The organism is Pandoraea terrigena (assembly GCF_902459705.1).
Classification (GTDB): Bacteria; Pseudomonadota; Gammaproteobacteria; order Burkholderiales; family Burkholderiaceae; genus Pandoraea; species Pandoraea terrigena.
The window spans coordinates 1-15382 of sequence record NZ_CABPRU010000018.1; the positions used below are offsets into that span (position 1 = coordinate 1).

The following is a 15382-nucleotide window of genomic DNA, read 5'->3' on the forward strand; positions in this document are numbered from 1 at the left end:
AGCGTGTCTTGAGGTGAGGCTGCGGGGTTCTCTCCCGCAGCCGATCCGCATGAGGAGGCTGGCCGGCGACGGTGCGGCGTCTTCATGCGAATCGGAAAGTCATGAAGGAAAAGCGATGGACAAAGTCGATTGCGTTGTGATCGGCGCGGGCGTGGTGGGGTTGGCTGTCGCGCGGGCCATGGCCATGGCCGGCCGCGAAGTGGTCATCCTGGAGTCCGGGCGCGCGATCGGCACGGGCACCAGCTCGCGCAACAGCGAAGTCATTCACGGCGGCATCTACTACCCGCCCGGCTCGCTCAAGGCGACGCTGTGCGTCGAGGGCAAGCACCGTCTGTATGCGTTTTGTGCGTCGCACGGCGTGGAGCATCGCCGCTGCGGCAAGCTGATCGTCGCGACGAACGCGCGTCAGGTGAGCGAACTCGAGGTCATTGCCGCCAACGCGCGCGCCAGCGGCGTTGACGATCTGCAATGGCTCACCGCCCGCGAAGTCGCCCAGCGTGAACCGGATTTGCACGTATCGGGTGCGTTATTGTCTCCGTCAACGGGCATCGTGGACAGCCATGGCCTGATGCTCGCGTTGCAGGGCGATGCGCAGAATGCCGGCGCCATGCTTGCGTTCGACGCTTGCGTCGTCGGTGCTCGCGTGGACCACGTCGACGGCATCGCGCTGGACATCGACACGGCGGGCGTTACGTCGACGCTGCTCGCCAACACGGTGGTCAACAGCGCCGGTCTTCATGCCGTGGACGTCGCACGTACGTTCGTCGGACTCGCCCCTGAACACATCCCGCAGCGCTATTTCGCGAAAGGGAGTTACTTCACCTGTACGCAGCGCGCGCCCTTCTCGCACTTGATCTACCCGGTGCCGGAACCGGGGGGGTTAGGCGTGCACCTGACGCTAGATCTGGCGGGACAAGCGCGTTTCGGCCCGAACGTGGAATGGGTCAGCGAAGTCGACTACACGGTCAATGTGGCGGATGGCGATGGCTTCTACGCGGCAGTGCGGCGCTATTGGCCGGCGTTGGCGGACGGCGCGTTGCAGCCCGGCTATGCCGGTATTCGCCCGAAGATCAGTGCGCCCGGTGAGCCGGCGGCAGACTTCCGCATCGATGGGCCAGCGATGCATGGTGTCGCGGGACTCGTCAACCTGTTCGGTATCGAGTCCCCTGGGCTGACGGCGTCACTCGCGATTGCCGACGCGGTGAGCGCGGCGCTTTGATGTGCGCATCGGCGTAGCACGCGAGCGGTGACCGGCGGTCGCCTTTGGCGCACCGGCGGCTATCTGTCTAACCCCGTCATGCGCGTCCAACGGTGCCGCGAGCGTTGCGCGGCATGCCTGTCGGACGAGAGTCGGTTCGTGAGGGTGGGCGTGGTGGGGCTGGCGATCAACGTACGGCAACCGGCGGCTTCCACGATGCCGGGTTCGTCCAGAACACACCGCGCAGGCGATCGGTGTCGCCGCAGGGCGTGCTACGCGTCGGCTTGCTGATTTGCCCCGCGCAGGTGCTGATGTCGCGGCCCGATTGTTGCAGGCGCTTCAGGATCGTATCGAGCATGCCCGATTCGCGCCACTCATTGAGTTTGCGGCGGCAAGTCGGCACGGAGGGGTACTGCATGGGCAGCTTGGACCAGCTCTCGCCAGTGAACAGCACCCACAAGACAGCATTAGTCAGCGTGCGCTGCTCGACTTGAGGGCGGCCACGCCGCTCCGTACGGACCGGACGGTCACAAATCAGATCACGCAGGGCGTGCCATTCAACGTCGCTCAGTTCAGTAAACATAACACCTCGACCCAAAACAAACGGAGGCGCCGCAGGGGGCGAGTCCGAGCTTCACGATCCGGCAGGTACCAGGGCAATCCGGTAGGTGCGCGTGCGTGAAATCTCGGCCAAGGCGGCGTCGTTCCCCGATGCTGGAAATACAAGCAACAAGCATGCCAGAACATCGGGTTCTCTTATGAAGAACGCCGCGGGCGGGGCGAACCACGCTGCGAAGAGAGCGTTTGACCAGCAAAAAAACGCCCACTTGGCAGGTGGGCGCAGCTCCTGGGTGGCTATTGGGATAGGCAATCGCAAAAGCGTCAGGAGAAAAGGAATACGTGCCTGTTGGCCAGTCCGGATCGTTTATTATTCTCGGCCCTGGTCAGAGTGTCTCGCTCCACATGCGCCAGCTTGTCAAGCTTGCAGGCGCCATGATGACAAAAAGCGCGCGTCGACGCGCTTCGGAATTACCCCCATTGCGGTGCATCGCCCGTGCCACGCGCAGATCGCCCTAGATGGGTGCTCGCTTGCGCTCCGATAGGGCGTTGTGACGCGAGACGGGGCGCAACTTCGCGCGCCCGAGGTGCAACCGAATCTCGCCAGGTGAGAAAGTGGCTGGGTCGCCGTGTGGCGTTCCGTCATGGTCGGACGGCGGGCCCGTGGCCTATAATGCGAGCCTTCGATGAATATCGTCTATCGGTTGCGCGGAACCGCCGCATACCGGTCGGCGCCAGTGTGCGCAAACGGCATGAGCAACGACAGCGATAACAAATACTCCGTCCCGGGCCTTGAGCGCGGGCTGCGCATTCTCATGACGTTCTCGGCGCGCGAGCCCGTACTGGCGGGCGCTGATCTTGCGCGACGACTTGGCATCCCGCGCTCGACGGTATTTCGCCTGTTGCAGACCCTCGAAGCGGAAGGTTTCATTGAGAAGGCCGGGGACGAGCGTCACTACCGGTTGGGCGTGGCGGTGCTGCGCCTGGGATTCGAGTATCTGAATTCGCTCGAGCTGACCGATCTGGGCACCCCGGTCATCGAGAAGCTGCGCGAAGCCACGGGTTTCTCCAGTCACATTTTGATTCTCGATCAGCGCGATGCCGTGTTTGTCGCGAAGGCGGCCAGTCGTGACCTCGTGTTCGGCTCGGTGCGGGTTGGCACGCGTCTGCCCGCCCATGCGACGGTCGTCGGACACATTCTGCTCGGCGACTACTCGTTGCCGGCGCTCAAGCAGCTTTACCCGGAACCGAAGCTCGAAGGCTATACGACCCATACGCCGACGACCGTGGAAGCGCTGTACCGCGTGGTGCAGGAAGACATTGCCCGCGGGTACAGCATGAGTCAGGCCTTCTTCGAGCAGAACATCTCGACGATTGCGGCGCCCGTGCGCAATCATCGCGGACAGATCGTCGCCGTGATCAGCGTGACGATTCCTCAATCGCGCGTAGAAGCGGACCTGCTCGAGAGCGGCATCGTGGAGAAGGTCGTGTCCGCCGCGGACGAACTCTCGCACAAGCTCAACTACCGCTCGGACCGCGCAGGGGCGACGTCGCTGGCGACGAAGTAAAGCGCGTCACGCCGCCACCGTTTGGCGCCGATAGTCGCCGGGACGCGCCCCCGTCCATTTTCGGAATGCCCGAAAGAACGCGCTCGGATCGGCAAAGCCCAGCGACAGTGCAATCTCCAGCATCGGCTTCGACGTGTGACAGAGCGCGTGGATCGCGAGGTCGCGCCGCATTTGGTCCTTGATCGATTGATACGACTGGCCCTCGTCCTCCAAGCGCCGGCGCAGCGTCGACGGCGTGGTGTGGAACTCGCCCGCCAGCGCCTCGAAGGCTGGCCAGCTATCCGTCGGCATCGTCTTCAAACGCCGCCGGACACGCGCGACCATGCCCTTGGTGTTCTTGTATTTGAGGATGATATTGCCCGGGGCCGCGCGCAGGAACTCCTTGACGGATGCGTCGTTCTGCACCACCGGCAGGTCCAGGCAAGCGGCATCGAATTCGATGGCCGTGTGTGCCGCGTGGAAGACGAGGCGCGGCGAATACATCGTTCGATACTCGTCGCTATAGACCGGCTCGGGAAATGAGAAGTAGGCCGTGCTCAAGGGCACGCGACGCGCGATCAGCCAGCAAGTCAGCGCATAGAAGAGGATCAGCAGCGTTTCGTGCGCGAAGATGCGCGGCGAGCGCTGATCGGCTCGCTCATGCACTTCGAGTCGGGCCAGTGCGCCGTCCCGAACCAGATGCACTTCGAGGTCGTCGAGCAAGAGTCCCATGAACCGCGCCGCGCGTTGCAGTGCCTGGTCGAGTGTGCGGCAAGCGATGACGGTGTGACACAGCATCGCAAAGCTGCCGACTTTCATGCGGCGGGAATCCTGCCCGAAGAATTCGTCGTCGAGCGCGATACTGATCAAGCGCCACAGATGTGCGTATCGATCTGCAGACACGCGGGCTTGCGGATGCGCAAGCAGCGATGGGGCAATATCGGCGGCGAGCAGCAATGCCGCCGGATCGCCGCCGAGCCGCTCGACATGCGCCAACGCGTTGATCACGAAATGTATTGAAATGCTGCCTTTTTCCATGCGTTGCGAAACGGAGCGTCGTAGCAGGGGGACGCAATGATTCTAGCAGTGCGACCCCTGAAGACGCTTCCGGTGCCGTCCGAAAGCGGGATCGGCCCTTTCCGATTTCGCGTGCAGCGTGCAATGGCGATGCCGGCAACGACTTACTTCGGTGCCATGCGCAGCGCGCCGTCGAGGCGGATGACTTCGCCGTTGAGCATGACATTCTCGACGATATGGCGCACCAGCGCGGCATATTCCGACGGACGGCCCAGGCGCGGCGGGAATGGCACCGAGGCGCCCAGCGCGGCCTGCACCTCTGGCGTCATGCCGGCCATCATCGGCGTTTCAAAGATGCCCGGCGCAATCGTCACCACGCGTACGCCAACGCGCGCCAGTTCGCGCGCGGCCGGCAGCGTCAGCGCGGCGACGCCGCCCTTCGAGGCGGCATACGCGGCCTGGCCAATCTGTCCGTCGAACGCCGCGACCGACGCCGTGTTGACGATCACGCCACGTTCGCCTTCGGCGTCGGCATCACCCTCGGCCATCGCCGTGGCTGCAATGCGCAGCACGTTGAACGTGCCGATCAGGTTCACGTTGATGATGCGGGCAAAGCTGTCGAGCCGGTGCGGGCCCTGCTTGCCCAGAATCCGCTCGCCCATGACCAGCCCGGCGCAGTTGACCACGCCGTTCAGACGGCCGAACGCACGCTTGGCGGTATCGACCAGACGCTGAACGTCATCCTCGCGTGTGATGTCGGTGGCGACGAAACGGGCGGCGTCACCCAGCGCACTGGCCTGTTGGGCGCCAGCGTCGGCATTGATGTCACCGAGCACGACCTTCGCGCCCGCGTCGACGAACATGCGTGCGGTGGCCGCACCGAGGCCCGACGATGCGCCGGTGACGAGAAAGACACGATCCTTGATTTGCATGGGCTGCGATCCTTGAAAGAAAAGCGCGTTGACGCTCAGTCCGCGCTGGCCGACGTCTGCGCGGCCTTGGCGATTTCCTGGTTGCGCAAGATGAAGCGCTGGAGCTTGCCGCTCGGTGTTTTGGGCAGTTCGGCGACGAATTCGATCTCACGTGGATAAGCGTGCGTGGAGAGGCGGTGGCGGACATGCGCCTGCAGCGCCTGCGCGAGCGCATCGGTCGGCGCGAACTGCGGATGCAGCACGACGAAGGCCTTGACCAGTTCGGTGCGCTCCGGATCCGGCTTGCCGACCACGGCCGTTTCGATCACCGCAGGATGCTCGATCAGCGCACTCTCGACATCGAACGGCCCGATGCGATACCCGGCCGACGTAATGACGTCGTCGTTGCGTCCGACAAAGCTGATGCTGCCGTCCTCATTGCGCTCGACCGTGTCTCCGGAGAGATAGTACTCGCCGACGAACGCGGGCGTCTCCCGCTGCCAGTAACCAGTGAACCACATGAGCGGCGATTGTCGTCGATCGAGGGCGAGCACACCCGGCTGCCCGACCGGACACTCGCGCCCTTCGTCATCGAGGACAGCCACGCGATGCCCCGGCGACGCGAAGCCGGCGGTTCCGGCTTGCACGGGATGAGCCAGCGCGTGGTGGTTGCAGACGACCATGCCGAGTTCCGTCTGACCATAGTGGTCATGAATGGTGACGTCGAGGTGCCTGGCGAACCAGCGGATGACCTCCGGGTTGAGCGGCTCGCCGGCGCTGGACACGGCGCGCAACTGTCCTTTCAGGGGGGCGGCCGTTTCGTCGCCACCCGCGATCAGCAGGCGAAAGGCGGTCGGTGAGCCGGCGAGATTCGTGATGCCAAGCTTCCGGATGATCCGGTACGTGCTCTCGACATTGAAGGGGCCGTCGTAGAACGTGGTGGGAATGCCCATTGCCAGCGGGCCTGTCACGGCGTAGTAGAGGCCATAGGCCCAGCCCGGATCGGCAATGTTCCAGAATGCATCGGTCGGTCGCAGATCGACGGCGTCGCGCATGTAGCCCACGAACGCCATGATCGCGCGCAATGGCACCATGACCGGTTTGGCGGCACCGGTCGTGCCGGAGGTGAACATCATCAGAAACGGGTCGTCGCCGCGGCGCAGCACGGGCGCGAAGTCGGGGGCGTGTTGCTCGACCTCATGCCAGAAGCTGAAGTCGCCTTGGCGCACCCCCTGGCCGCGCGGCCCGCTGACGGTGGCGACCGGTGGGCAGTGGGCCACTTCGTCGAGCTTGGCCCGATTGGCGCCGTCGGTCACCACGAGCTTGCTCTGGGCACTTTGCAGCCGGTGTTCGATGGCCTTCGGCCCGAACGCCGTGAAGAGTGGTTGATACACCGCCCCCGCGCGCCACGTGCCGAGAATCGTCACCAGCAGTTCGGGGGTGCGCGGCAACAGTCCGCTCACGCGGTCGCCGGGCTGCACGCCCTGGTCGCGAAGGAAATTGGCGAAGCGCGCGGACAGCGTTTGCAGTTGGCGAAACGTCCACGTCTGGCTCGTGCCGTCTTTCCCTTCCCAGAACAAGGCGATGCGCCCGGGAAGCGCGTGACGGTCGCAGCACTCGACGCACGCGTTCATCGCGTCGAGATGGCCGGCAAGCGTGGCGCGCACGGTGGCGTCGAGGTCGAACGCGCGGTAGGTGTCGGCGTAGTCCGCAGTCATGGGGTGTCTCCTGTAGTCGGATGCCGGTCCGCAGCCACGCGCCTATGATGGAAGCGTTTGGGCACGCATCGCAGACCGCCCGGGCGCCGTCTTGATCGGGGCGCGGCGCTCACGGGGCAATGGCGAAATTCATCCTAATGCGTGGCATCGGCCGGACGCAATGCCCAAACGGGTCAGAGTTTGTGAGGGATTTATCCACTCTGTCGGTGGGGAATTGCGGGACGGTCGGGCGCCCCGCCGGGCAAGGCGGCTCGGGGCCGAACGCCGTGCCGGGACGGTACCGAGGGTCGCGCAGTCCTTTTCCGATGGTAATTCCGCTCATGCAATTTGCCGCTTTTGGCTATGGTGCGAACGCGGTGCGATCCCTACACTGACCTCATCGACATGGCACTGGTGCTGGCGATCCCTTCGGACGACGCCAGGGTGCGGGAGACAGAACATGGATTTCTATACGGAAGACCAACGCATGATTCGCGACATGGCGCGCACGTTTGCCAGTGAGCAGCTCGCGCCGAACGCCGCGCAGTGGGACCGCGACTGCGCGCTGCCCGACGCCATGGTCGCGCAAATGGGCGACCTCGGTTTGCTGGGGATGATGGTGCCTGATACCTACGGCGGCGCTTACACGGACTACACGGCGTATGCCCTGGCGATGGAGGAGATTGCCGTCGGTTGTGCGTCCACCGCCACCATGATGTCCGTTCACAACTCGGTGGGGTGTGCACCGATTCTGAAATTCGGCACCGACGCACAGCGCGAGCGCTGGCTGCCGGATCTCGCCGCCGGTCGGAAGATCGGGGCGTTCTGCCTGACCGAACCGCAGGCCGGGTCGGAGGCCAATAACCTGAAAACGCGTGCCGAGCGCCGCGGCGGCAAATGGGTGCTCAACGGCAGCAAGCAGTTCGTGACGAACGGCAAGCGCGCGGCGGTCGCCATCGTGTTCGCCGTGACCGACCCCGCAGCGGGAAAGCGCGGCATCTCTGCGTTCATCGTGCCGACGAACACCCCAGGGTTCGAGGTCGGGCATCCCGAGCACAAGCTTGGCATCCGCGCGTCGGACACCTGCCCGATCACCCTGGTCGACTGCGAGGTGGACGACGATGCGCTGCTTGGCGAACCGGGGCAGGGATTGAAGATTGCGCTGTCCAATCTCGAGGGCGGGCGCATCGGCATTGCAGCGCTCGCGCTGGGGGTGGCGCGGGCGGCGTTCGAGGCGGCGCTGCGGTATGCCAGCGAGCGTCAGCAGTTTGGCAAGCCGATTCGCGAGCACCAGAGTATCGCGAACATGCTGGCCGACATGACGACGCGCATCAATGCCGCAAGATTTCTGATCCTGCACGCGGCGGCGCTGCGAACGCAGGGATTGCCTTGCCTGTCCGAGGCGTCGCAGGCCAAGCTGTTCGCGTCGGAGCTGGCGGAGTCGGTGTGTTCCGACGCCATCCAGATTCACGGTGGCTATGGGTATCTCGAGGACTATCCGGTGGCGCGTCACTACCGCGATGCGCGCATCACACAGATCTACGAGGGCACCAGCGAGATCCAGCGTCAGGTCATCGCTCGCGCATTGGACTGATCGCGAAGCGGCAAACGTTGCGAAGGATACGGCGGCGCGACGGTACGCCCGGCGGCGGCCCGAGGCGCGGCGTGGTCAAGGGGAGGGGGAGTGAATCAACGCGAGCGCGCCGTCGAGGCGCAAGACGAAGTGTTGTTCGACGTGATCAATGGGTTCGGCATCATCACCCTGAACCGGCCGAAAGCGTTGAACGCGATAACGCACGACATGGTGCGATCGATGTGGCACCAGCTTGATGCGTGGGTCGACGACCCGGCCGTGCGCGCCGTGCTGATTGAAGGCGCGGGCGAAAAGGCGTTCTGCGCAGGCGGCGACGTGCGAGCGCTCTATGAAAGCCGCGTGAACAACGCGAGCGATCACCAGGCGTTCTTCATCGACGAATACCGTCTCGACTATCTGATCCACCGGTACCCGAAACCATATATCGCCCTGCTCGACGGCATTGTGATGGGCGGTGGCATGGGCGTCGCGCAAGGGGCGGCGCTGCGCGTCGTCACGGATCGCACCCGGCTGGCGATGCCAGAGACGGGCATCGGCCTCTTCCCGGACGTGGGCGCCAGTTGGTTCCTCGGCCATCTGGCACCGACGCTGGCGCGCTATCTCGGGCTGTCCGGCGTGACCATTACCGCAGCCGACGCCCTGTATTGCGGGCTCGCCGACGTCTGGCTCGAAGGGGACGCGCCTGGGCAATTGCGAGAGGCGCTCCGGCATTTCGATTGGCCAGCGGCCGCACCCGTCCCCGCGCGCGACGCAACGCTCGGTGCGTGCCGCGCAGGCGGTATGCAGGGGGCAGACCGGGGAGGCGTTGCGGGCGGAGCCGGCGGGTTGGGTGATTCGGATGGCGCATGCCATGCAGGCGGCCGTGCGGCGGCGTCCGGTTCGGCCGATCTGCTGGAGCGGCTTCGATCCGTCATCCTCCCGCTGGGGCGCACATGGACCGACGCTGCGCCGCTGGCCCGCGTGCGGCCGACGCTCGACAGGCATTTCAGCGCGATCGACGTGCCAGGTATCGTGGCGTCGCTCGCCAGCGACGCGCAGACCCCCTGGGCGGCCGAGACGCTCGCGTTGTTGTTGCAGCGCTCACCACTGAGCCTGTGCGTGACCGACCGGCAATTGGCGAAGGGGCGTCGTCTCGATCTGGCCGATGCGTTTCGCATGGAACTGGTGCTGGGATATCACGCGTTCGCGTCCGGCGATTTCGTCGAAGGCGTTCGGGCGTTGCTGATCGACAAGGACAAGCAGCCGCGCTGGCGGTATGCCACGCTTGCCGAGGTGCCACGGGCGCAGGTCGAGGCGTTCTTCGTCTCGCCGTGGCCGGAAGGCGAGCATCCCCTGGAAGCATTGGGAGATCATTGAACTCGGGCAAACGCATGCGACAATGCGGGCTTTGCGGGGGACCGCACCATCCGTTGGAGTCCAGATGCTTGTCGATATCGCCCGTCTACTACTAGACCTCGTCTTCTCGCTATTCGGCGCGTTGCTGCTGCTGCGCGTGTGGATGCAAGCAACACAGTTGCCGCCGCGCAATCCGCTCTCACAAGGGGTGTTCCAGTTCACCAACTGGATGGTGTTGCCGCTGCGGCGCATTGTGCCGGGTGTTGGCGGTGTTGACTGGGCGAGTGTGATCGCCGCGTGGCTGTGCGCCATCGCCTACCTGGTGCTCATCACCGCCGTCGTGGGAGTGTCGCCGGTCGCGGTGTTCCCGCGAGGCTTGCTGGTGGCGCTGGTACTGGCCGCCAAGTGGGGCGCCAACCTCGTGATGTGGATGACGCTGCTGATGGCCGTGCTGTCGTGGGTCAATCCGCGTGCGGCCGCCATGCCGATCCTCCAACACTTGCTCGACCCGCTGCTGCGCCCGATCCGTCGCGTCATTCCGATGGTCGGCGGCTTCGACCTGTCGCCGCTGGGGCTGTTCCTGTTGATGCAGATCCTGCTGATCGTGCTCGCGCGCTTAAGCCTGCTCTTCGCGACGCTCTGATGCGTCGGCGGGCAGCATCGCTGCCTGCTGTAATTCACCGGCGGTCGCGCCGACGGGCACCCCCGTTGGCGCGGGCCGTCCGCGCAAGACATCTGCTTCCTCCTGCCCCGCGCGCCGCCCGTTCGCCATCGCCGGACGCGGCGTTTCCGAGCGTTCGCTCACCGAGCGTGCCAGACCCAGCCGATGCAATACACGACGACCATCCTCGGTCACGATCACTTTGGTTTGTCCCTCGGCGACGTTCACATGCACCAGGCGCGCTTGCTCCAGTGCCGCCAGATCCGGTGGTTCGAGTGCATCGGCATCGATAGGGCCGAGGGATGCGGCCGCCAGCAACAGTGTGGCGATTTCATGCGGGCTCAGCATGGACAGACTCCTTGAGGCGAAGGCTTCTCGTCAGCGTACCGGGCAAATGTAAGCCCTCGGCTACGCCATGTTTACCGCACGTTACGGCTCGCCTCCGACCTAGTCTCCCCAGGCGGTCCTGCGACATTCCAGTGATGCTGCCGTCTGGCGATTCACGTCGGTCGCAAATGGCTGCGCGGCGACGCCGTACGCCTAACGTCGGATCGCAAAGCGTTCAGCAAGTTCGAGAATACGGGTTTCCCCTAGTATGCCCGCTTTTTGCGGTCTCATGTCGGGCTGCCCCCTTGTTTTGACAGGGGTTGCGCGAGATTCGGGGAGGCTCTGCGGGTGCCTTGGGGACATTTGAACTATTTTTTTTCTTTTGACGGGGTGCCAATGAAAATATACTTTCTTCGTCACCCCTAGACTGCACTGTTCCATGATGGATGCCGATTCGTTGCCCGCTGATCTGCCGCTCACTGAGCGCATCGTGCGTGCCATGCCCGATCTGACGCCCGCGCAGCAGCGCATGGCGGCGTTCGTGCTCGATAACACGTTTCGTGCGGCGACCATGCGCATCGACGAGTTTGCCGACGCCGTCGGCGTGTCGCTGGCGACGGTCAATCGCTTTGCGCGTGCGCTCGGCTTCGACGGCTATCCGCAGTGCCGGGCCGCGATGGTACGGGGATTCGAGGCGACGCTGGCACCGATCGAAAGCCTGCGTACGAGCAAAGCGCAGGCGAGCGCCAGCGCCGATGTCATGGCTGCGTCCCTGGCACAGACCACCGAAAACCTCGAGTGGACACGTCGCGCCCTCGATGCCAGCACCTGCGAGCGCGCGGTCGATGCGATCCTGCAGGCGCGTCGCATTTACGTGCTTGGTCTGGGCGCGAGTGGTTATCTCGCCGGCCTGCTGCATCACGGTCTCGATCCGTACTGCGAAAACGTGCAGGCGGTGGTCGGCGCGGGCGGATCGACGCATGCGGCGCGACAACTCTTCAAACTGCGCGAGGGGGACCTGGTGATCGCGCTTGCCTTCCCGCGCTACGTCACGGACACCATCACGCTTTGCCAGCGCCTGCGCGGACGCGGCGTGCCCGTGATGGTGCTCACCGACAGCCCGACATCACCCTTGGCGCCGCTTGGCGACATCGTGATCTTCGTGCGCAGCAAGCCGCGTCTGTCGAGTAACTCCGAAGCGAGTGTGCTGGCGATGATCGACGCGCTGTGCGACGCCGTTGCCCAACGCGCCAAACACGCGGTCGATCGTGCGACCGAACTCACCGATTTCCTGCTGCCGTGGCTCGATTCGGCTTCGCTGGCCCAAGCGACTGCGGCAAGCCGCTTGGCTAACGCGCCGGCAGGACCCGCCGTGGGCCGCGTCATCACGCCACAACGCTCAGCGGCCGTCAGTGCTACAGCGAAGGTGTTGACGAGTGCAGTCGTTGCCGCCAGCGTCACGCCGCAAAGCCCACCGAACCCGGTCCCAGCGGTCACGCCCGGCCTCGCGCCGGGCCCGCAGGACAGAAAGGACAACGCCTCATGAGTCACGCCCAACGCGCGGTCATCGCCATTCATGGCGGCGCCGGAACCATCAGCCGCGACACCTCGCCGGCAGAAATCAAGGCCTATCACGAGGCATTGGCCGACGCCTTGCGCGCGGGCCAGACCGTGCTCGCCGCTGGGGGCTCGGCGCTGGATGCCGTCACCGAGGCGGTGCGTCACCTCGAAGATTGCCCGCGCTTCAATGCGGGTCGTGGCGCCGTGTTCACCCACGAAGGCACGCATGAACTCGACGCCGCCATCATGGACGGGACCACGCTCGACGCGGGCGCTGTCGCTTGCGTGCATCGCGTGCGCAACCCGATTCTCGCCGCCCGCATGGTGCTCGAACACAGCCCGCACGTGTTGCTCGTGGGCGAGGGCGCGGAAGCGTTCGTGGCGGCCAACGGGGCCGAGTTGGTCGAGTCCGGATACTTCTTCACCGAAGCGCGCTACGGCCAATGGCAACGCGCGCTGGCCGATGCGGCGGTCGCGCTCGACCACGACATGCCGCTCAAGAAAGAGCCGATCGATCCGGACACCAAATTCGGGACGGTGGGCGCCGTGGCATGCGACATGCATGGGCACGTGGCGGCGGCGACGTCCACCGGGGGCATGACGAACAAGGCAGTGGGCCGCGTGGGCGACACGCCGCTCATCGGCGCTGGTTGCTATGCGAACGATGCGACGGCGGCCGTCTCGGCGACGGGGACCGGCGAGGCGTTCATCCGCACGGTGGCCTGTTACGAAGTGGGCGCGCTGATGGCCTACGCCGGCCTGTCGCTCGCCGATGCGGCCGAGCGCGTGGTTCAAGCGCGTCTGCCGAGTGTGCAGGGCCGAGGCGGCCTGATCGCGGTGGACGCGCGTGGCAACGTCGCGCTGCCCTTCAATACCGAAGGGATGTATCGCGGCGTGGCGCGGGTGGGCGAGACACCGGTGACGGCCATTCATGAGTAACGCGCGAAGGCGCAGGGTCCGGCCCGCATTGGCCTGATCCGCGGTATCACCCAGTATCACCCGGCATCGCGCCGTATCAAGATTCAGACCAGCAAGCGAAGATTAGCGAGGACAGGCGTGGCAGAGCGCAAGACAACCCCTACGATTTCGTTGCCCGACGAGCGCGTGCTCGACGTGCGCGGCCTTACCGTGCAGTTCGCGACGTCCGAGCGCCTGGTCACGGCCGTGCGCGACCTGTCCTTCCATGTCGACCGAGGTGAGACGCTCGCCATTGTCGGCGAGTCGGGCTCCGGCAAGTCGGTGACGTCGCTGGCCGCCATGCGCCTTGTCGAGACCGGGGGCGGGCGCATCGCTCAAGGCTCGATGGTCATGCGCCGCCGCAACGGCCGGCTCGTCGACCTGACGCGCGCCAGCGGCAGCACCATGCGCAGCATTCGCGGTGCCGACATGGCGATGATCTTCCAGGAGCCGATGACGTCGCTCAACCCGGTGTTCCCGGTGGGCGAGCAGATTGCGGAATCCATTCGCCTGCATCAGGGCATGGACACCGCCGCCGCGCGCGCCGAAGCACTTCGCATGCTCGAACTCGTCCGCATTCCCGAGGCGCGTCGCGTGCTCGACCGCTTCCCGCACCAGCTCTCGGGCGGGATGCGTCAGCGCGTCATGATCGCGATGGCGCTGTCTTGCAAGCCGGGCCTGCTGATTGCCGACGAACCCACGACCGCCCTCGATGTGACGATTCAGGCGCAGATCCTGCAATTGATTCGCGCGCTGCAAGACGAGATGCACATGGGCGTCGTGTTCATCACGCACGACATGGGCGTGGTGGCGGAAGTGGCCGACCGCGTGCTTGTCATGCATCGCGGCGACCCGGTGGAAGAAGGGCCCTCGCGCGAGATTTTCGCGGCGCCGCGCGAGCGCTACACCCAGGCGCTGCTCTCCGCCGTGCCGCGTTTGGGCTCGATGCAGGGGACCGACCTGCCGGCGCGTTTTCCGCTGCTGCGCTACGACGCCCCGGCCGATGTCACGCCGGTGGCGCAAACCCCGCAACCGCCGGTCAAGACCGATGCCGGCCCGATCCTGCGGGTGAAGGACCTGGTGGCTCGCTTCGACGTGCCGTCGGGGTTCTTCGGCGGCGTGAAGCAGCGCGTGCACGCCGTCGAGCGTGTGAGTTTCGATCTGTACCCGGGCGAGACGCTGGGTCTCGTGGGCGAGTCCGGGTGTGGCAAGTCGACCACGGGGCGCGCATTGCTGCGCCTGGTCGCCAGCCAGGGCGGCTCCATCGAGTTCGGCGGCAAGCCGATCCAGGACCTTGCCGGGCGCGCCCTGCAGCGGCTGCGTCGTGACATCCAGTTCATCTTCCAGGACCCGTTCGCCTCGCTCGATCCACGCCTCACGGTGGGCTTCTCGATCATGGAGCCGCTGCTCGTGCATGGCGTGGCCAGCGGGGCCGACGCCGAGAAGCGCGTGGCCGAGCTGCTCGAACGCGTTGGACTGCCGGCCGAGTATGCCCAGCGCTATCCGCACGAGTTCTCGGGCGGTCAACGTCAGCGCATTGCGATTGCGCGGGCGCTGGCCCTCAAGCCGAAGGTCGTGATCGCCGACGAATCCGTCTCGGCACTCGACGTGTCCGTGCAGGCGCAGATCATCAACCTGATGCTCGACCTGCAGAAGGATTTCGGCATTGCGTTCCTGTTCATCTCGCACGACATGGCGGTCGTCGAACGTATCAGCCATCGGGTGGCGGTCATGTTCCTCGGGCAGATCGTGGAGATCGGTCCGCGCCGCGCCATCTTCGAAAACCCGCAGCATCCATACACGAAGAAGCTGATGTCGGCGGTGCCGATTGCCGATCCCGCGCGTCGTCACGCCAAGCGCGAGTTGTTGACGGAAGAGATTCCCAGCCCGATCCGCGCGGTCGGCGACGAACCGCAGGTCCAGCCGCTGGTGGAAGTCGGCGCGGGACACTTCGTGGCGCGTCACCGTGTGGCCGGCGTGTATTGATCTTGATCCCGTAGCTCAGGCAGTACCTAGTTGC

Annotated in this window: 13 protein-coding genes; 8 read left to right on the forward strand and 5 right to left on the reverse strand. The window is 65.3% G+C overall.

Annotated elements, in window-relative coordinates:
* Positions 1 to 115: 115 nt before the first annotated feature.
* Positions 116 to 1219 carry an NAD(P)/FAD-dependent oxidoreductase gene (locus tag PTE31013_RS23655; RefSeq protein ID WP_150615094.1) on the forward strand — a complete coding sequence of 368 codons (1104 nt, stop codon included), beginning with the start codon at positions 116 to 118 and terminating at the stop codon, positions 1217 to 1219.
* A 166-nt stretch (positions 1220 to 1385) separates the two neighbouring features.
* Here the strand turns inward: PTE31013_RS23655 and PTE31013_RS23660 are convergent, their stop codons facing one another.
* Positions 1386 to 1781, reverse strand: coding sequence for a transposase (locus PTE31013_RS23660; RefSeq protein ID WP_017233651.1), 396 nt, complete (start codon positions 1779 to 1781; stop codon positions 1386 to 1388).
* Positions 1782 to 2508: 727 nt separating this feature from the next.
* Here PTE31013_RS23660 and PTE31013_RS23665 point away from each other — a divergent pair.
* Positions 2509 to 3324, forward strand: a complete 816-nt coding sequence (locus PTE31013_RS23665; RefSeq protein ID WP_150615095.1) for an IclR family transcriptional regulator — start codon at positions 2509 to 2511, stop codon at positions 3322 to 3324.
* A gap of 6 nt (positions 3325 to 3330) precedes the next feature.
* Here the strand turns inward: PTE31013_RS23665 and PTE31013_RS23670 are convergent, their stop codons facing one another.
* The 3 genes from PTE31013_RS23670 to PTE31013_RS23680 all read right to left on the reverse strand — a co-directional run bounded on the left by PTE31013_RS23670 (position 3331) and on the right by PTE31013_RS23680 (position 6949).
* A complete protein-coding gene (locus tag PTE31013_RS23670) occupies positions 3331 to 4341 on the reverse strand; it encodes an AraC family transcriptional regulator (RefSeq protein ID WP_150615096.1) in 1011 nt (336 codons plus the stop codon).
* Between the two features lie 143 nt (positions 4342 to 4484).
* Positions 4485 to 5252, reverse strand: a complete 768-nt coding sequence (locus PTE31013_RS23675; RefSeq protein WP_150615097.1) for a 3-hydroxyacyl-CoA dehydrogenase — start codon at positions 5250 to 5252, stop codon at positions 4485 to 4487.
* A gap of 35 nt (positions 5253 to 5287) precedes the next feature.
* Complete coding sequence (locus tag PTE31013_RS23680; protein WP_150615098.1) at positions 5288 to 6949, reverse strand: AMP-binding protein; 1662 nt, start codon at positions 6947 to 6949, stop codon at positions 5288 to 5290.
* Positions 6950 to 7388: 439 nt separating this feature from the next.
* On the opposite strand from PTE31013_RS23680, the gene PTE31013_RS23685 reads away from it, so the two are divergent.
* The 3 genes from PTE31013_RS23685 to PTE31013_RS23700 all read left to right on the forward strand — a co-directional run bounded on the left by PTE31013_RS23685 (position 7389) and on the right by PTE31013_RS23700 (position 10500).
* Positions 7389 to 8522, forward strand: coding sequence for an acyl-CoA dehydrogenase family protein (locus PTE31013_RS23685; protein WP_150615099.1), 1134 nt, complete (start codon positions 7389 to 7391; stop codon positions 8520 to 8522).
* Positions 8523 to 8612: 90 nt separating this feature from the next.
* Complete coding sequence (locus PTE31013_RS25220) at positions 8613 to 9878, forward strand: enoyl-CoA hydratase/isomerase family protein (protein WP_246174895.1); 1266 nt, start codon at positions 8613 to 8615, stop codon at positions 9876 to 9878.
* Between the two features lie 64 nt (positions 9879 to 9942).
* A complete protein-coding gene (locus PTE31013_RS23700; protein WP_150615100.1) occupies positions 9943 to 10500 on the forward strand; it encodes a YggT family protein in 558 nt (185 codons plus the stop codon).
* On the opposite strand, the gene PTE31013_RS23705 is transcribed toward PTE31013_RS23700, so the two are convergent.
* Complete coding sequence (locus PTE31013_RS23705; protein WP_150615101.1) at positions 10474 to 10866, reverse strand: hypothetical protein; 393 nt, start codon at positions 10864 to 10866, stop codon at positions 10474 to 10476. The two genes, PTE31013_RS23700 and PTE31013_RS23705, sit on opposite strands and share 27 nt — an antisense overlap.
* A 418-nt stretch (positions 10867 to 11284) precedes the next feature.
* Between PTE31013_RS23705 and PTE31013_RS23710 the strand changes: the two genes are divergently transcribed.
* The 3 genes from PTE31013_RS23710 (at position 11285) to PTE31013_RS23720 (ending at position 15348) form a co-directional block, all read left to right on the forward strand.
* Positions 11285 to 12391, forward strand: coding sequence for a MurR/RpiR family transcriptional regulator (locus PTE31013_RS23710; RefSeq protein WP_150615102.1), 1107 nt, complete (start codon positions 11285 to 11287; stop codon positions 12389 to 12391).
* Positions 12388 to 13344, forward strand: coding sequence for an isoaspartyl peptidase/L-asparaginase family protein (locus tag PTE31013_RS23715; RefSeq protein WP_150615103.1), 957 nt, complete (start codon positions 12388 to 12390; stop codon positions 13342 to 13344). The genes PTE31013_RS23710 and PTE31013_RS23715 overlap by 4 nt, the downstream gene beginning before the upstream one ends.
* A 117-nt stretch (positions 13345 to 13461) precedes the next feature.
* Positions 13462 to 15348: a dipeptide ABC transporter ATP-binding protein gene (locus PTE31013_RS23720; RefSeq protein WP_150615104.1), complete on the forward strand. Its 1887-nt coding sequence runs from the start codon at positions 13462 to 13464 to the stop codon at positions 15346 to 15348.
* Positions 15349 to 15382 lie beyond the last annotated feature (34 nt).